We start from the raw sequence: 18,389 nt of genomic DNA, 5'->3' as shown, positions 1-18,389 counted from the left end.
TCAAAAATATAATATCAATGATTTAGGAAATGTTACAAATGTTACTAAAAATCAATAACAGATATTTTATTTCTACCTAATTCAATTTTATTGGCTTTTTCAAGTTGCTTTAATAAACGTGAAACTACAACACGAGAGGTGTGTAAATCTTCCGCAATCTCTTTGTGTGTAATGTCTAGTGTTGTATCTGCAGTTAGTTTAACTTTATCTGTGAGGTACTTAAAGAGGCGTTCATCCATTTTCATAAATGCTAAGGTATCTATGGTTTCTAGCATTTCATCAAATCTTATTTGGTAGCTCTTTAAAATAAAATTTCGCCAACTTTCATTCGTATTAAACCACTGTCGCATATGATCTAATGGTATCATTATAACGGTAACTTTATCATCTGCTGCCGCTCTAATTTTACTAACAGATCTTGCCATACAACAGGTTAGAGACATGGCACAGGTATCGCCTGATTCTAATACATATAATAGGAGTTCATCACCCTCAGTATCTTCTCTTAAAACTTTAATGTTTCCTTTAATTAGTAAAGGAATAAACTCAAGCTTTTGACCAATATCAATTATAATTTCACCTTTATCATAGGTCTTTAATCTTGCTGTTTCTGCAATAAGGTCGAGAATTTCGTTATCAAATATATATTGGAAGGATTCTAATAGCGCTTTATCTATCATATCTCAAAAATAGTCAAATAGATTTTTGAAATAAATAGTTTGGTGGTTTTTTAGGAATTGTATTATATTTGCACCCACTTTTAAAGGCCTCGTGGCGCAACTGAATAGCGCATCTGATTACGGCTCAGAAGGTTACAGGTTTGAATCCTGTCGAGGTCACTAAATCGGAGAATTGATTCATAGGAATTGGTTCTCCTTTTTTTATGCCCTCTATTCTCCCTGTCAATGAGGGGATTGCGGAAAAAACAGCGTTCACCTTTGAGGTTCGAACTCTATCGTTTGGCTTGTCATAACCCAGACCGCCAGGAAACACCAGATTTTGCAGTTTCTGTTTTTGTTTCAAATCCCCGTTTGCCCATATATCCTGGAGTGAAGCGGACAGTTCAAGTGCTTTTTCAATGGCATTTTCAAGGTTAGAACTGTTCAGTGCTGGATTCTCTGTTTTTGATAACAGTTCCTTTCTTTGAGCTTCATATTTGTTCTTGAACTTATTGTACATGTCCGAATCTATCTCGCCAAGCGCAAAACGTTCCTCTATGGATTCTATCCTGTCTTCAAGTTCTATAAGCGTTCTTTTTATTGTAGCACTCTGCTGTCTTACTTCCTTTGTGATATTGTCATAAGTGTACGCCATGACCTCCTTGACAATATCATTGTATTTTGGGTCTAATTGATATGTATTCAAATAATCCATAAAGGATTTATGCAGAACCTTAGCTGATTTGTTGCACGAGCAGCCCTTGGACCTACACTTGTAATAGTAAAGCCCCTTTTTCTTGACAAGATAGCCTGTTAGTGGAAGCTTACAGCTTTCACAGTAAATCATCTGCTTCAAAGGAAGATTCTCGTTTTCCGATTTATGGTGCTTGGGGTGATGTGTCTCCACAGAATTAATTTTAAGAAAATTCTCTTTTGAGACAAGCGGCTCATGCTTGCCCACTATTATCTCACCGGGTATCATTCTGCTGATAAGGACACCACAATAGAACGGGTTCTTGAATACTTCGCTCAACCTACGCTCGTTGATGGCCATTCCCAACCTTTTAAGCTTATCGATAATCTCCACATTGGTATATATGCCCTTTGCCTTCCATGCAAAGGCCTTTTTGAGCAGTTTCCCCTCACTGGACGGCACGATTTCCCAGTCCACGGCCTTGTGGTATTTCTTTTTATTGACATATCCTATTGGAGGACTCCAAAGCCAATAGCCCTTGCGTAGAAGGTCCGTCATGGCAGTAATGGTCTTATCCCTGCGCAGCTCGTTATCAAACTGGCTGAACATAAAGAACAGATTCTGCTGGAACTTTCCCGCAGCAGAAGTGGTATCCACCTCCTGTGTGACCGCCTTTACCTGGATACCCCTCTCAAAGAGCTCCTGTGATATCTGGGCCGCACTGCTGCCCGTTCTCGAGAACCTGTCATAGGAATACACAATAATATATCCCACAGAACCGCTCTGCCTGACGTGCTTGAGCATCCTTTTAAATTCTTTACGCTCATCACTCTTGGCGGACTCGTAAGTCCCCCCAAAGTAGCCCACAATGTTATACCCGTTGGATTTGGCATAGTTCTCACAGTACTTTTTCTGGGTCTCAAGTGATGTGTTTGTATCGGCCTGTTCTTTCGTGGATACGCGAGTATAGATTATAGCGTTCCTGTTATGGCTAAGCTGGTTTTGCTTTGGCGCAAATTGTTTGAATCTTTCAAGCGTGTTCATGTGTAATTATTTGATTGTGTTCAATACGATGAGGCAATAGGCCTCCAGTGAATTTAAAATTTCATCTATATCATCTTCCTTTCCACAAATAAGAGCAAGTCTTTGTTTAACGGCCTCTCTTTTCTGCCTGGTAAGTTTGTTATCTTCTAATGCATAAGAATCCCTTTGGTCCATAACGAGCTAATGTCAGCTCGGGCTGGAACCTCAGGGACCGATTCGGTGATACTTGTGTTTTCATATAAATTAATTGTTTTATTTTGTTAAAATAGTCAGTTTATAATTACCCTGTGCCCTTGGCTCTATCAGTAGCCTTGCTGTTTTGGGTAGTTTGTTGTTTAAAAAGAAATCTGCTAGTTCTTCACCTTTTTTATGGTCCTCCCTTATGATAAGCGGTTTTATCGAATCGTCATCAACAAGCAGCTCGATGTACTTGGGTGATCTGAACATGATAATCTCCCGTATCTGGTTTTCTACTTGTGAGAGATAGGGAAGGTCTCTTTTGACATATTCAAATTCGACAGATACAACAGACCTTATAAATTCCATGAGGGGGACACACAAATACGCTTCACTGTTTATAAGAGCCAATAGTTCCTCAGTGATGGCCTTGTTCCCATCACGCACATGGCATTGTCCGCTCTTTGGAAAGTAATAGAATGACAAGGGGTTCTTGTCGATGAGGATACTATCCACAACAGCATCCACAAAGGGATTGATTTCTTGGCCGAGGGTATCCATCAGCATAGGGTCGTTCGACATATCTCTTAAGTCCCCAAGAGAGCCATCATCCCCATTTTTCCTCTCAAGGGATGCAATCCTCTTCTCGAGCTTATTTTTAAAGTATCCATCCTCACGCGGCTTTTGCCATACCAAGTGTGCCAGCTGCGCAAGCTTGCCCGTATGTATGCCAAAGGTACTGAGCTCCTGTACCAAATACATCCAAACTGCCTGTGGGACGTTCATGCTCCCGTTCTTGTGCGCTTTGAAAAAGGGCAGTATGCCCTTGCTCTTCCAGTAGGTGACCATCCGTGAGCTGATGCCAATATGCTTGGGGAGTGTGTATCGCTGTTCCAAAAGGTTGTTTTTAAGGGTTAAAATATCTGTCATCTCTTTAATTTTACAATATATGGTAAAATAAAACATATTTAAATGTATTGTGTAATATTAAGAATTTTAATTGAATCCACCAAATAAAAAGCATTTAAGAAAAATGGCCTTAATGGACTTGATGGGCATAAGTGCAATGGAAGAAAATAAATGGCCATCGCCGTTGTTACAATGACCCTGATAGAACAGAGCGGTCTATGTCGGGTTTACGCTCAAGGATTGAATGGAATTCATATTCACTTAAAAAGTCATGGCATGGGGTTCCCTTCACAAAACACATAGCGATAAGGACCGCAAGGAAGAATATATTCACCATAGCTCAAACCACCGTCAAAAGTTGGCACGGATAGCCATGACCTTTTTTTGTTTCCAAAAATAAAGGTTATTTTAAGGGATAAATATTGTCATTTAAAATAAGGATTGTTTTAAAAAATAATTTGCCCGTGTAAAGGAAGCTGCCGATACAGAAGGGGCATAATCCATGGTAAACCACATTGGAACCGCTGAAACCGTATTAAAATCGATTTTAACACGGTTTCAACGATATTACAAGGCATAAAAAACACCAAAGAAAAAAGGCAGTGTTCCATAAACAAAAAGAAGGGTTTCAAATAAGCTCCCATTAATTGATTTTACTGTAATTGCCCGCATTTTTCGCTCTTTTTTTGTTATTAATGAAAATGTTTAAACAAACCCTATACAAATTAATGGAATTTTATAAATAAAAGTACTTATAAAAAGGAATTGAAAAACACCAATGTTTTTACTGTGATTAAATGTAAAAAAAACAAATGTTTTATTTCAAATAAAAAACAAAAAGGAACAATAAAAATGGGCGTTTTTATTGTTCACGAAACAAAACAAAGAATTTCTTTTTTTTATATACGATCGATTGTTTTGGATATGCCGTAAAAACTATTTGTAGCTGGTTTTTTAAATGGCAGGCTTTAAACATTGTTTTTCTTTTGTTTTTTTTCTTTTGTTTTGTGCCATTTCCGAAAAGAAATTCTGCAAAGAAAAAAGAAGGAACTTTTATCTTTTGATCTTGGTATTCAATTGTATTGTTTCTTATTTCTTTCTTTCTTTCTTTCTTTCTTTCTTTCTTTCTTTGTTTTGAATTATTGATAATGACATAAATAACGCTGCAAAATAAATTTTAAATGATAAAGGAAATGACCAAACAAAAGCATTTGGCAATATCGTTTTTTGTTTAAATCGTTCATAAAGAAAATTGCGGCATTTGTTCCAAATAAAAAAAACAATAAAATGGTGGGTTTTTATTGTAATTTAAACAAAACAAATAATATAACGCTTTATTGTAAGATCGATTGTTTTGGATGTGCCATAAAATCTATTTGTAGCTGGATTTTTTAACGGCAGGATTTAGCCATTGTTTTTGTTTTGTTTTTTTGCAATATTCTAAAGAACATTCAATGGTAAAAAAGTTGTTTCTTTTATCATTGTGCCCTTTAAAACAAAAAAGTAGTTTTATTTATCAACTTTTTATATTAAAAGTCAGATAAATCTCAAAACGAATAGGTCACTTATATTAAAAGGAATACAATAACTAAAAATGGATTACTACTTAGTTGGGAAATTAGAGTATCTAATATATTTTAAAAGATTATTTAAACCCCTTAAAGTGTCTTGACCCTTTCAACTAAGTGGTCTGGGGCAATAAGTTTTACATCTCCTAAGGAGGATGCTATCAATTTTACCAAATCGATGTTAGGTACTAAAATGAATTCAACAAGATTGTAACCTTGGCTTTTTTTACCCGTAATTCTTTGTGTAAAATGTATGGGCTTAATCTTCCAATATTCAATTAAAAAATCAGAAACACCTAGAGTAATAAGTAATTTATTCTCCTTTTCAGTTATACGACTGGTAACGCCAAGATAGTATTTTTGAAGGTCCAACTCGGCCAATGCCGAAGTAGGAATGTCGCCTGCATTGAACTGTTTGCCCAGTTTAAGGTCTTTCACTCTATCTAATCCAAATACCCTCAAGGCATTTTTTCGCACATCAAATCCAATAATATACCACCTGTTCTGGCTAACCTTGAGCTGGAGCGGCGCAATAACGCGATTTGTTTTATCTTTTTTGAATTTATGGTAAACAAACGAGATGGTTAGTTTTTCATCTATAGCCTTAAAAAGGAACCTTAACATATCGATGCCTTCCGATTTTGATTCCCCGTCAATAACGTACTTTTTGTATAGTCTGGAAAACCCGTCCTTAAAGTCTTTCAAATATTCCAATTCTAAAGCGCGGTCTAAAAGATTGGTTTTATCGATTTCAGTATCTCGGATAATGAACATTTTTTCGTGACTGTTATAATCTACTTCATAGCCAATCCCTCTTAGGAATTCAAAATCTCTATTTAAGGTTCTGGACGAAATAATGTGCTCCTTTGTCTCTAGATAGTCTATGAACTGCTGTTTAGTCCTATATCTGTTAATGCCAAAATCTCGGACTAAGGCAATACGATTTAAGGCTGGATAATTTTTACTTGACATAATATGGCAAACTTATAAATTATTTTTGTATTTGAATATAACTAGTAAAAAATGGATGCATTTACGAAAAGTCTATGTGAAAACTCGGAATTGTATTTTAAGCATTATGAATTTTATTCTAAAGGACAATTAACAACCTTTTTGAGAGATTTCAGTTATTTAAAAAGTCGTTTAGATTTAAATGCCATAACCTACAATAAATGGGAAAATGGCATGAAGTCTCCTGTACCGCTTTGTACATACAATGGTGGACTTGGATTGATGTGCCAATATAGCCACATTAAAGTAATGCAAGAAAGGTAGTCAAAAATCCCTACAGTATCAGAGATAATTATCAGTCAGAACAACTTTAAAAACAACACCTATTCAATCCAAACTAATAAAAAATAGTTCCTTATGAAAACACCTAAGACACTTACAGAAATCAAATGCCCTAAATGTGATGAAAGCATAGACATCAGTGACTCGTTGCTGCAACGGGTCGAAGCGCAATATAAGGCCAATATGGAAGAACGGTTCAAGTCTGAAAAAGCCCAAATGGAAGCGAAACACATAAAGGCATTGGAGACAATCAAGGAAACCGTAAGGGCCGATACCGAAAAGGAACAGAACAATAAATTAAAGGCACTTGAAGAAGATTTGCTGCAAAAAGAGGAACGGTTGAAGGCCTTTAACCAGACCGAACTCGAATTCCTTAAATTACAGCGTGCACATAAAACCCTTAAAGACGACCTGTCACTGGATTTTGAGAGGAAACTTAATGAAGAGCTCGAATTAGAACGTTCCAAGATTAAAAATCAACTGGCATCAGAATCCGAATTAAAGATTAAAGAACTGGAAAAAAAACTAGCTGACCAAGTGAAACTGACAGAGCAGATGAAACAAAAGCAGGAACAGGGATCCATGCAGATGCAGGGCGAGGTTTTGGAGTTGGCACTTGAGCAGTTCCTGCAGCAGGAATTCCCGTTAGACAATATTGAGGAAATCAAAAAGGGCGCCAACGGTGCCGATTGCCTTCAGATAGTAAACACCCATCAAAAACCCAACTGTGGCACCATATACTATGAGACAAAGCGTACTAAGAGTTTTAGTGACGGCTGGATCGAAAAGTTCAAGGCCGACATCCGCGATAAGAATGCTTCGGTTGGGGTTTTGGTCTCTGAGGTCCTGCCAGATGATATAAAGGGTGTTGGGCAAAGAGATGGGATTTGGATATGTAATTTTGCAAGTTTTAAACTGATAGCGCACGTACTAAGAAAAGCCGTTGTGGACATCAACTTTGTTGAAGCTAAAAACCAGGGCAAGAGCGATAAGATGAGCCTTCTGTACAATTATTTGACGAGCAATGAATTTAAGATGCAAGTGGAGGCCATTGTAGAGGGATTTACCCAGATGCAACAGGACTTGGACTCAGAAAAACGGGCCATGAAACGCTTATGGAAAAAGCGCGAGAAGCAACTTGAAAAGGTAGTTGATAGCACCCTAGCTATGCACGGTTCAATTACGGGCATTGCTGGAAATGCCATAAAAAGTATTGATGTCCTGGAGTTAAAGCAATTGGGTGAGTCAGATGTGGAATGATTGGATTATAAAAGTCAACTAATGGGATTTATGGCTTACAAAGAGTATAGTCATTTCACTTGAATTCTAATGAATCAATAAATTATAAAATCAGGTTTCTTTCTTTTGATATATTTTTATAAAGCCTTAGTTTAAAGACACAATTTGTCAATAGTACTATCTATTTTTACCAAAAAATAAAAGAAATGCTATTTCTACTTAATTATTTCCTAACGGGTTTCTTGCTTTTTGTCCTTATTGACCTATTTAAACGGTACAGTTCTGGCAATAAAGACTCATGCTCGTTTTTAGAGAGTTTATTCTATGTGTTTATTTGGCCAATTATGCTGTTTATTATCATTCGGCACACGTTTAATGAAGATGAGGAAGAAGAGGAGATTGAATAGTAAATGTGTGATTTTTTTAATTTCTCAACTTTTTCATAATTTAAAAAAATTATTTTTAATCTTTCAAAACAAAAAAAATGAATAATATTGAAAAAGCAATTGAGCAGTATTGTGACCTTAATTTAACTAATGAGAATAATTGGTATAATTGGAGCATAGATATGAATAATTTGCCTGAACAAATTAATATATATGATGGTAATAACTATGAGCAAAATATTCAATTAAAACAGGATCTCAATAAATTATGGGCCAAAACAAATAATCAAGAAGAAAAAGAAAATTTGATTAAATATTACATCAGAGATTGGGGAGGAATCCGAACCAATAGACCTGAGACAATTAAAAAGTATACAGCAAGTACTACTGAAGAACTAATAAACACATTAGGAAAAAGAGGAATTGCATCCTGGTCAAAAGCTTTAGTTGTAAAAGATTCTGAAAACTACGCAATTTTTGATGCTAGAGTCTCCATATCCTTAAATTGTGTTCAAATTTTACACAAAAAAAAAAGATATAGTTTTATTTCCAATTTTATCAAGTAGAAATAATGTCATCAAAAGAGGAAATGACCAATTAAAAATTCTGGCAAGAAATAATAATTGGACTAAAGTAAGTGAAAATAATTTTTATATGCAATATATAGATATACTCAAATCTGTTGCTAAAACAAAAGAAACAAACATATCTACTATTGAAATGTTATTATTTGCAAAGGCAGAAGAACTTGTGCTGGAGACTTTTTTTAATTAGTGTTTCAGAAATGTTATTTATACAATCTTTTTATCACCCCAATGCGCTACCTCACCAAATCTCGTTACAAATTAGGGCTTGAATGCCCCAACAAACTCTATTATACCAAAAAGGATGTGTATGCCGACCAAAAGAAGGACAATCCCTTTTTACAAGCCTTGGCCTCTGGTGGTTTTCAAGTAGAGGAACTGGCTCGCTTGCACTATCCAGATGGGCTTTTAATTGATGATACACCCGGTAAAAGGTATGATTATAATGCCAAAGTTGAGGAGACAAACAAATACCTACAACAAGAGAACGTTGTCATTTTTGAAGCTGCCTTCAAGTACAAAAATCTATTTATCCGTGTAGATATTCTAGAAAAGAAAGGCGACCAAATCAATTTGATTGAAGTAAAGGCCAAGTCCTTTAAAAAGGGACATGAGAAGAAAGATGTAAAATTCAATACCAACTGGAACTTTTACCTATTTGATGTTGCCTTCCAGAAGTACGTTATCGAAAAAGCAAGGCCATCTTATACGGTAACCCCGTTTTTAATGTTGGCAGACCAAGATAAGACTGCTCAAGTTGATGGTCTGAACCAAATGTTCCGAATCAAAAACAACAAAGAAAACCGCACTGGTATTCAAAAAATGAATACACATTTAGAAACATTGCAATTGCCAGAGCAATCCGTATTGTCATTGGTGCCCGTTTCTGATATCATCGCTGATATAGAGTCTGGAAAGCATAGGATTTTAAAGGATTATGCCTTTGAGGATTCAATACAGGTCTTGGCTAAAGCCTACAGTGAGGACCGCTACTTTGGTTTCGACTTAAACTTTAGTATATGTAAAAAATGCGAGTTCAGAACGGACGAAACCACAAAGGATAAAAAATCTGGTTTTAAGGAATGTTTTGCCAAACAAATGAATTGGGATGAAGCCGATTTTGAGGATGCCACGGTTTTTGAGATTTCCAAACTTCACCATACCAAACTCAAAATGTTCAATGAGCAGGGTGTTTTGAAATTGCAGGATATTGATGATTTGCAATTGATGCCCAAAAGTGACTCTAAGCAAGTACTTAACGGATGGACTCTTTATGAACGTCAAATTCTACAAAAAGAAATGGCATTAGAGGATTACGACATTCCTTATAGGCTCCAAAAAGACAAACTTAAAGCTGAGATTGGTTCATGGAAGTTTCCTCTTAATTTTATAGACTTTGAGGCTTCTACAATGGCATTGCCGTTCCATAAAGGGCAACACCCTTATGAAAAGGCAGTGTTTCAGTTTTCACATCATATCTATTACAAGAATCGTTATGTTGAGCATGCAAACGAATACATTAATGTGAAGCCAGGAGTATTCCCCAATTTTGAATTCGTTAGAGCCTTGAAAAAGGCTTTGAGCCAGAATAATGGCACTGTGTTCCAGTACTCACCTTACGAAAACTCCACATTGAACCAGGTTAAGAGGCAGTTGGAAGAATCCAATGAACCTGACAAGGAACAACTCATTACATTTATCAAATCTTTGACAACGCCACCAAAGGATAGGAATTATAGTGGAGAGCTATGGGTACCAACCCGCGGCATGGTAGATTTGTGCGAGGTCGTCAAAGCCTATTATTACAATTCGTACACCAATGGCAGTAACTCCATAAAAGACGTGCTACCGGCAATTTTCAGAACATCGCCATGGATTAGGGATAAGTACAGTCGTAAGATTTCTGATATCAACATGACCACCACTAACTTTCCTTCTGATTATATTTGGTTGCGTGATGAAGATGGTGTGGTTGTAGACCCTTACAAAAATTTAGACAAGCCATTTGAGGATTGGGATGAGGATTTTGAGCGTAAAAGTGACATTAAAGAAATCAACAATGGAGGTGCCGCATTGACAGCCTACGGGTTAACACAGTATACGGACATGAGTGATAAGGAGCGCAATACTTTACGCAAGGCCTTGCTAAAATATTGCGAACTAGATACTTTAGCGATGGTGATGGTATTTGAGCACCTGAAAGAACTGTGCGACTGATTTAGTCTGCATGTCCTAGACGCATACCTATTAAGAAATTTAGATGAAGTAAGGGCCCAAGCAGAAGTATTTAGAGAAGATTATAATGAACATCATCCACATAAATTGTTAGGAAGAAAGAGTCCTAATGAACTATTGAACGATTTTTTTTCATGAAAAACATTTTGTTAACTTTAATGTTTTGTGAAAAAGTAAGTCTTCAGCTTAAACAATGTATTTTAATTAATTATGGTAAAAGAAATTATTGAAAAATCCACTGTTAAAACTTCGTTTAATATAACAGAAGGAAAAAATAGGGTAAAGAATCTAAAAAATGAGATTAATTCTAAAGAAGGGGCACACTTAAGCGAGAAATTACCCCTTTATCTAGAAGAAAAAGAGTTTATTTCTAAAGAAGAAATCATAGAATTAATTAAAAGTAAAAAGTATGATCGGAAAACAGAAGTATATTCTATTCTTTTATGGGGAGTTTATTTTCATGCAGTACCAAATAAGGAAACAAAGAAAGAACTCTTAAAGTATATAGAATCAAAAGATTTTCATGAATTAATAGAAATTATCATATCGGAAATTATTAAATCGGATGATTCAAATGTTCTTTTTAAAAGTTTCAAAGAGAATAAGGAATTCCAAATTCCAGGTATTGATTATGCCTTTTTTACAAAGTTTTTTTTCTTTTATAGAGCAGCCCTTGCACCAGAAAAACAGACTTATCTAATATTAGACAAATGGTTAAGTATAGCTTGGTGTATGATTGAGCTTATGAGCAATAATACAGAAATAATAAACAACTTTTATGGAAAAAGAAGTAAAGGTAAATTGTACGTAGATGGTCGTTTAAAAAATAACAAGTATGTAAATTCTAATGCTTATGGAGAATACCTAAAGTTTATGATAAGATTGTCAGAAGAATTTTCAATTTCAGTTATCGAATTAGAAGAAAAACTATTTGGACATAATCTTACCGAAACATTCGCCTTTAATGCTAGAAACGTATACAAAAAAACTGCACTTGAAGAAAATATTCCTCTTTCTAAACCTAAAGATATTGAAGTTTCTCAAGAACCTAAAAATAAGCTAAAATCTAAGCTTAAGAAAAATGTAAATCAAAAAGAAATAAAACAAACACGTTTTTTTCTTTTCGAAAAACCTGCTTATAAAGCTATTCGTTATTCAAAAGATATAAATAAGAATAGAAAAATTGGTCGAATTGAAAGTCGTAAAAATGGAAGCTACCTTTACTTAAAAAAAGACTTTTTAGGCACTATTGAAACAGATAAAAATGAATGGGAGGATATTATTAAAAAGAAGTCAGAAGCAGGACACTTTAAAAAGTTTTTTAAGGATGAAAAAAGTGCGATTAAGTTTTTAGAAAGTAAAGGTGTAACTTTAGAAAAAATTAAATAAGTTTTTAGTTTCCTAATAAAATATTAATTTTATGAATAATCAGTTTATTGAATATGGTATAAAAGGTAAATCAATTTTTAACCTGTAGCCATATTTCAGGACGAGACAGAAAAAACATTAAATTTAACTCATATGAAAATTATTATTAAACAATGGGAAACCCTCATAACAAAACGACTTCATAAGATAGAAATTAACTCAGACGATTATCCTGAAATGAAAGATATGTCAAAATTGGATATTCAGAATTACATTAATGAGAATATTTATTCAATGTCAGCAAAAAATTCAGAATTATTTGATAGTTTACATGATGAACTTATTGACGATTTTGAATATGATGATTTTCCACCCTCTGACTACTCAGATTGTGAAATAACGATTGAGGATTAAATCATGCCATAGCATTGTATTCGGGAATTGATGAAAAGTATACCGAATTTGGAAAACTTTTAAATAATTTTAGCGAATTCTTTTATTCAATGTTACCTGCAAAAAACGGGTATAGTATACCATCCAAAGCGGGTAATTCTGAGCATAGATAAATTATCAATAACTCATAGTATAACCTTAGTTTAATGTCATAAATGACATGGTTCAAATTATCCGCTACGACTGGTTGGGTTTTGCACCACATCCAAATTATATTATTATCTTTTATCAGTAATAAGAAATCGACATAATTTGTCATACCTTGTGTTTATGTTTGTTTTGTAAAAATAACATATGAGACACTTAACAAAATCACTTTACAAAACAGGCTTAGAATGCCCCAACAAGCTGTACTTCACTAAAAATAAACAATATGCCAATACCAAAAAAGATGACACTTTTCTTGAGGCTTTAGCTTCTGGTGGTTTTCAGGTTGAAGAATTGGCTAAACTACATTATCCAGGTGGTATTTTAATTGAAGATAAAAAGTCGGATAAAAGTTATGACTATGATGATAAGGTGTTACAAACCAATCACCTTTTACAACAAGACAACGTCGTTATTTTTGAAGCAGCCTTTAAGTTTGAAAATCTATTTATTCGTGTAGATATTCTAGAAAAAAAAGGTAACCATATCAACTTGATTGAAGTGAAGGCCAAATCCTTCGATTCCACAAATATGGAACATGAATTCATAGGAAAACGAGGTGGTCTTGTAGGGGATTGGAAATTTTATCTTTTTGATGTGGCATTTCAAAAGTACGTTATAGAAAAATCACACCCAGAATTTAAAGTGACACCGTTTTTAATGCTTGCCGACAAATCAAAGACAACAACCATAGACGGCTTAAACCAATTGTTTAGGGTGACTAAAAACACTGATAATCGTACAGGTGTTGAATGTAAGATAAAACAATTGGATAATGTAGAAGAACAATCGGTTTTAACAAAAGTTAATGTGTCTAACCCTATACAAGGTATAGAAAAGGGTAAATATAGAATTCTTGAAGCATTTGATTTTGAAACATCCATCAAAGAGTTATCTAAAGCCTACAAAGAAGACAATTACTTCAATTATCCATTACAGTATAATGTATGTAAGCACTGCGAGTTTAAAACAAATAAAGACACGCAACATTTAAAATCTGGTTTTAAAGAATGCTTCAGTAAACAAATGGCATGGACAGAAAAAGAATTTAAAGAACCCAATGCTTTTGAAATATGGGATTTTAGGTCTTGGAAAAAACTTGAAGAAAGCCAACGATTACTACTTAAGGATTTAGATGAAACCGACTTTGGAGAAGACAAACCTAAAGCAGGAAAAATGTCTAGAGTTGAGCGACAATTAATTCAGCGAGAAAAAGCTATTTCAACTGATAATAAACCTTATATTTTAAAAGATGAACTCAAGGAAGAAATGAGTACATGGCAATATCCTTTAAATTTCATAGATTTTGAAACTTCGACTTCGCCATTACCTTTTTTTTGTGGTCAAAAACCCTATGAGCAAGTAGCTTTTCAATTTTCACATCATATCTATCATAAAGATGGAACCATTGAACATGCTGCTCAATATATCAACACCACTGCAGGTGAGTTTCCAAATATAGATTTTTTAAGGGCCTTAAAAGAGTCTATTGAAAGCAATGAAGGGTCTATTTTCATGTTTTCCAATCATGAAAATACTATCATTAACCATTTAGTAGAACAAGTTTATGTATCCGATTTACCCGACAGAGCAGATTTATTTGTTTTTGGACAACAAATATCAAAAGGTAAAAAAGACACACCATTAATTCCCTGGAAAGGGTATCGCTCAATGATAGACTTATGTAAGGTCATTAAGGATTATTATTATAATCCATATACCAAAGGTTCAAACTCAATTAAACAAGTCTTGCCTGCTGTATTTGAAAGTAGCCCATTTATTAGGGATAAATATTCTAAACCTATTGGGAAGATTAATTTAAACTCACTCAACTTTCATAATGATAAAATTTGGCTTAAGATTATTGATGGTGTTGTTGAAGACCCTTATAAAAGCCTACCAAAAGTATTTGATGAATGGAATGATGACTTTGAAACGATATCTGAGCTAGACGATATTAATAATGGTGGTGCAGCACTAACCGCCTATGGCAAATTACAATATACAGATATGGGCGATGAGGAGCGCTTACAAATAAAAGAGGCCTTACTGCGTTATTGTGAGCTAGACACTTTAGCTATGGTGATGATTTTTGAACATTTAAAAGAACTTACAGAAAATAATTAAGATTATGGTATCATTTATAATAGTTTATCTTGCAATAGGATTTTGTATTGGCTTAATATTCAATATCCTTTATTTTGTTACCTACAAGCCGCTTTCTGAACCACTGGAAGTTTTAGCTATCCTACTTTTATGGCCTACTGTACTAACAAGTTTTATTAATTGCTTTTTTGATACAGATGAATAAACTCAAAATGTTTTATTAAAATATCTCTTGTAAATATATTATATGACCAATTTATGTTTGTTAGATTTAGACCATACTTTAATTTATGGCTCATATGCACCTTCAGAAAAAGCAGAATTGTTGTTTGAGTATAGTGAATATCTAAAAGTCTATAAACGACCATTTGCAGAGGAGTTTATTAACTTTTTGAATCGTTACTATACGCATATCATCGTGTATACAACTGCTAAAGAAGACTATGCGAATCGTATTTGTTTTGATCTAAATATCGATGCTTTCAAAATTTTCACAAGACAAGATTGTAAACAAAAAAACGATAGGTATTATAAAACTTTCCAGCATCTATGGGACCATTTATATGACAAAATTGATATTATAGATGATAGCCCAAATGTTTGGCTAGGCACTGATGCCTTGGAATCTAAAATTAGATTTATTGTACCCAAAGAATTTAGAGGGGAATTAGATGATGATGAACTGACTAGAATTATAAGCGTTATAAATCTAAAGGACTAATTTTAATAATTTTTTTATTGTTGCTTTACTATTAAAAATTGAAAGACAAAATGCTTTTTAAGTCTTCAATTGTAAATCGTCATCAAAAAGTGGACTGATTCAAAAAAAATTATAAATATGTAAAAAAAAAACTTACCTTTAAGTTATTAACTAAATACTCTCTAAGATAAAGTTCACTTTAGCGAGTCTATAGACTTCATTTATCAATATAATTAAAACAAAAAACTTAAACAATAATATTATGATTAAAGTAAATTTTACCAAAGTTGAATCATGTTATGTCAACTTAAATTTAGAAAGTAAAGAAGAGGCTATCGAAATAGTAAAATCTTTTATTGAAAACAGTGCTTATGATACTTTATTTTTAAGTGAAGGTGATTTAGATGGAGATGAAGATAACGAAAGTTTTAAGAAGCTTAAAGAAGTTTATATAAGTAGTGGGAATTATACTGTTGAAGATGGGGCTTCGCCTGATTTCGAAATTGAGAGCGCTTACGAAGAATAGATAGAAATATCAAAAATCGAACGATAAAATGTTTTTTAAATCCTCAATAAAGTTAGAAGAGTCAACAGTGGAGGTCACGATTTATTCCCAAGCATAATTTTTTATCCTTGGGAATATTTTTTCTAGAGGCATTAATGTGCTCTATATACAAAATAATTCTTAAGATACTCCTCATTAAAAAGAAAAAAACGAGCATCTCGTGCCAAGTTTAAGTAGTCTTTTTTGAAGCTTAGTTTTTCTTGAGCATCATTTGCTAAATGATATCCTATTAAATTATAGAAGATAAGATAGTAGTCACAATATGACCCATAAATAATCTTACTAGTATCCAGGTTAGCGAATACGAGATTAGCTCGTTTTGCATTACCCAATTGATAACTAATGATCACATCAATAAGACCAAAAATAAAGACGTCAAAATAATGATGCAGGTGAAAATTATCCATAATATCTTCATAGAAGTTTTCCAAGATATACTCTAGTTTTTTAAACTGTTTCGCTAAAAATAGATGGTTGATGAATTCATTTAGATATTGACGAATATCAGTTTTGTTATCAATTCCATTTAAAAATAACTCCCAGTTTTTTTCAACTTCTATTTGGTTACCCTCCAATGTGTTGTGTAAAATTTGATATCCATAATACCTGCCAATTAACACATAGGGAAGTTTCTTTAGTTCCTGTTCATCAAAAGCTACGGGCTTAAGACTGTTTCCATTTAGGTAATTCCACAGATTGCTAAGTAGCATTAGAAACAGCATTTCTTCCTTGTCTTTATTTACAGTGGCAATGATTTTATTTATGATAGTGCCATAACGATGGTTTAAATGAATGATATCCACATACAGGTAAACACAATAATACCGAAACCCATCTATTTGTATTAATTTATCAATAACAGCATTAAAATATGCTATAGGTATCAAGTAAAGATAGATAGTTAATAAGTAAGCCTGTTTTGCTGCATATTCAGTAACATCAGTATTATCTTTTAGCAAGCTAATATTATCTGGATTGAGCAAGTCTTGTATATAGTTCCATTTTTCAAAGTTTACAGCATGCTCAAAAAGGGAAACGCTAACAAAGGTTGTAGATTCTGTTCTGTAAAGCGTTTCTATAAATTTAAAATCTGATTTCGTGAGTTTATCCTTGGACTTTAAGCGTTGTATTTGGGAAATATTAAACCACTCTTCAAATCGGTTTTTGGATTTAACATACTCCAGATACGTTTTATAACCTAAAAATTCAACGAGCGTGTTTAATGTTTTTTCATTGGGCTTACGATGGGGAATTAATCCCCAAAAGCGTCTTATGGTGCTGAGACTTAAATCATGAATATCCTGCTCCAGAAGAAGATTTTGCAAAGCCCTAGCTTCTGTTGTAGATGAAATTTTAAACCCTATCTTCTTTTCAACGTCAATTTTAAGTTTTTTCTGAAATGCTTTCATGGGGTTGTATTAAAAGTAAAACATTAAAAGCCCGAATATGATAAGCATAAGGCCTACCATAGGTTTCCATTTCAGTTTTTCTATACCTAAGATTGTAGCTATAATTACCGTAATCGTAGGCGTCAACAGGCCTATCAAAGCAGAATAAAAAGGGTGGGTAGATTTTAGACCATCCAATCCCAATAACACGGCTAAACTTATGGGTAGAGCGAATAAGGCATACTGCCACCATACTATTCTTTTTTGTTCTTTATGTTTTACAGGTATAAACATCCAAATACAACTAGCCAAAACAAAGACTAAAAGTTCTTGAAAAAAAGCGATAGCGATTTTGGATACACTATCCAATAAATGCCATTGTAAGAACAATAGTCCGCCAAAGCATACATGTGCCAAAATAAAATATATATGCCCTAAAACTGATGGTTTGCTTTTTACCTTACTGAATTGTCCCCAAACAAAAGCTAGGTAACCTAATGTAACTATTAAAAGTTCAGGTAACTTTTGGACTACGGATACTGTATTTGTTTGTTCACCTACAAAACCTAAAACAAAGGTTAATAGGAGGCTGTACACAGAGAACTGCAGCACGGTTCCTTTTTTAAAGCCCAATACCAAAAACAATAAACCAACAAAGCCAACAATACTAACGACTATAAGTTCCAATAGGTGGTTTTGAAACCTTAGTTCTTGGGTCAAACCTACATAGATTAAAATACAACCCATAAATATACTGGTAAAAAAAGCCCTTTTACCAATCAATTTAAAAGGATAAACCTTAGGTGCATAATGCGACCAGAGCACGTTGTTTATGGAAAAGAATAAAACACTACTTATTAAATAAAGCATGAGG

General features: G+C 33.9%; 18 protein-coding genes and 1 tRNA gene. 12 read left to right on the top strand and 7 right to left on the bottom strand.

Annotated elements, in window-relative coordinates; translation table 11 throughout:
* Positions 1–44: 44 nt before the first annotated feature.
* Positions 45–680 carry a Crp/Fnr family transcriptional regulator gene (locus tag ACRHOC_RS11755; RefSeq protein WP_431158835.1) on the bottom strand — a complete coding sequence of 212 codons (636 nt, stop codon included), beginning with the start codon at positions 678–680 and terminating at the stop codon, positions 45–47.
* A gap of 85 nt (positions 681–765) precedes the next feature.
* Here ACRHOC_RS11755 and ACRHOC_RS11750 point away from each other — a divergent pair.
* A tRNA-Arg gene (locus ACRHOC_RS11750) sits at positions 766–839 on the top strand.
* On the opposite strand, the gene ACRHOC_RS11745 is transcribed toward ACRHOC_RS11750, so the two are convergent.
* The 4 genes from ACRHOC_RS11745 to ACRHOC_RS11730 form a co-directional block, all read right to left on the bottom strand.
* The gene (locus ACRHOC_RS11745) at positions 805–2,397 is read right to left on the bottom strand and encodes a recombinase family protein (RefSeq protein WP_431158834.1); all 1,593 of its coding nucleotides are present in this window, start codon (positions 2,395–2,397) and stop codon (positions 805–807) included. The two genes, ACRHOC_RS11750 and ACRHOC_RS11745, sit on opposite strands and share 35 nt — an antisense overlap.
* 6 nt (positions 2,398–2,403) lie before the next feature.
* Positions 2,404–2,571, bottom strand: a complete 168-nt coding sequence (locus ACRHOC_RS11740) for a hypothetical protein (RefSeq protein WP_431158833.1) — start codon at positions 2,569–2,571, stop codon at positions 2,404–2,406.
* A gap of 78 nt (positions 2,572–2,649) precedes the next feature.
* Positions 2,650–3,504: a hypothetical protein gene (locus tag ACRHOC_RS11735; protein ID WP_431158832.1), complete on the bottom strand. Its 855-nt coding sequence runs from the start codon at positions 3,502–3,504 to the stop codon at positions 2,650–2,652.
* A 1,637-nt stretch (positions 3,505–5,141) separates the two neighbouring features.
* Complete coding sequence (locus tag ACRHOC_RS11730; RefSeq protein ID WP_431158831.1) at positions 5,142–6,023, bottom strand: helix-turn-helix transcriptional regulator; 882 nt, start codon at positions 6,021–6,023, stop codon at positions 5,142–5,144.
* A 51-nt stretch (positions 6,024–6,074) separates the two neighbouring features.
* Between ACRHOC_RS11730 and ACRHOC_RS11725 the strand changes: the two genes are divergently transcribed.
* From ACRHOC_RS11725 to ACRHOC_RS11675, 11 genes are all read left to right on the top strand, one after another.
* Complete coding sequence (locus tag ACRHOC_RS11725) at positions 6,075–6,326, top strand: hypothetical protein (protein WP_431158830.1); 252 nt, start codon at positions 6,075–6,077, stop codon at positions 6,324–6,326.
* A 93-nt stretch (positions 6,327–6,419) separates the two neighbouring features.
* Positions 6,420–7,604, top strand: a complete 1,185-nt coding sequence (locus tag ACRHOC_RS11720) for a DUF2130 domain-containing protein (RefSeq protein ID WP_431158829.1) — start codon at positions 6,420–6,422, stop codon at positions 7,602–7,604.
* Positions 7,605–7,789: 185 nt separating this feature from the next.
* Positions 7,790–7,990 (top strand): hypothetical protein, encoded by a 201-nt coding sequence (locus tag ACRHOC_RS11715; RefSeq protein WP_431158828.1) that lies wholly within the window; start codon positions 7,790–7,792, stop codon positions 7,988–7,990.
* A 77-nt stretch (positions 7,991–8,067) separates the two neighbouring features.
* Complete coding sequence (locus ACRHOC_RS11710; RefSeq protein ID WP_431158827.1) at positions 8,068–8,535, top strand: hypothetical protein; 468 nt, start codon at positions 8,068–8,070, stop codon at positions 8,533–8,535.
* Positions 8,536–8,784: 249 nt separating this feature from the next.
* Entirely contained in the window at positions 8,785–10,770 is a 1,986-nt protein-coding gene (locus ACRHOC_RS11705) for a DUF2779 domain-containing protein (protein ID WP_431158826.1), read from the top strand.
* A 6-nt stretch (positions 10,771–10,776) separates the two neighbouring features.
* On the top strand, positions 10,777–10,926 hold the full coding sequence (locus tag ACRHOC_RS11700; RefSeq protein ID WP_431158870.1) for an integrase core domain-containing protein: 150 nt from the start codon (positions 10,777–10,779) through the stop codon (positions 10,924–10,926).
* 72 nt (positions 10,927–10,998) lie between these two features.
* Complete coding sequence (locus ACRHOC_RS11695) at positions 10,999–12,177, top strand: hypothetical protein (RefSeq protein ID WP_431158825.1); 1,179 nt, start codon at positions 10,999–11,001, stop codon at positions 12,175–12,177.
* 132 nt (positions 12,178–12,309) lie between these two features.
* Positions 12,310–12,570, top strand: coding sequence for a hypothetical protein (locus ACRHOC_RS11690; RefSeq protein WP_431158824.1), 261 nt, complete (start codon positions 12,310–12,312; stop codon positions 12,568–12,570).
* A gap of 333 nt (positions 12,571–12,903) precedes the next feature.
* A complete protein-coding gene (locus tag ACRHOC_RS11685; protein ID WP_431158823.1) occupies positions 12,904–14,883 on the top strand; it encodes a DUF2779 domain-containing protein in 1,980 nt (659 codons plus the stop codon).
* 226 nt (positions 14,884–15,109) lie between these two features.
* Positions 15,110–15,583 carry an HAD family hydrolase gene (locus ACRHOC_RS11680; RefSeq protein WP_431158822.1) on the top strand — a complete coding sequence of 158 codons (474 nt, stop codon included), beginning with the start codon at positions 15,110–15,112 and terminating at the stop codon, positions 15,581–15,583.
* Positions 15,584–15,824: 241 nt separating this feature from the next.
* Positions 15,825–16,088 (top strand): hypothetical protein, encoded by a 264-nt coding sequence (locus ACRHOC_RS11675; RefSeq protein ID WP_431158821.1) that lies wholly within the window; start codon positions 15,825–15,827, stop codon positions 16,086–16,088.
* A 131-nt stretch (positions 16,089–16,219) separates the two neighbouring features.
* On the opposite strand, the gene ACRHOC_RS11670 is transcribed toward ACRHOC_RS11675, so the two are convergent.
* Positions 16,220–17,536: a hypothetical protein gene (locus tag ACRHOC_RS11670; protein WP_431158820.1), complete on the bottom strand. Its 1,317-nt coding sequence runs from the start codon at positions 17,534–17,536 to the stop codon at positions 16,220–16,222.
* Positions 17,537–17,545: 9 nt separating this feature from the next.
* On the bottom strand, positions 17,546–18,202 hold the full coding sequence (locus tag ACRHOC_RS11665; RefSeq protein ID WP_431158819.1) for an EamA family transporter: 657 nt from the start codon (positions 18,200–18,202) through the stop codon (positions 17,546–17,548).
* Positions 18,203–18,389 lie beyond the last annotated feature (187 nt).

Source organism: Winogradskyella poriferorum, from assembly GCF_050618035.1.
Classification (GTDB): Bacteria; Bacteroidota; Bacteroidia; order Flavobacteriales; family Flavobacteriaceae; genus Winogradskyella; species Winogradskyella poriferorum_A.
This window is presented reverse-complemented; position numbering and strand designations above follow the sequence as displayed.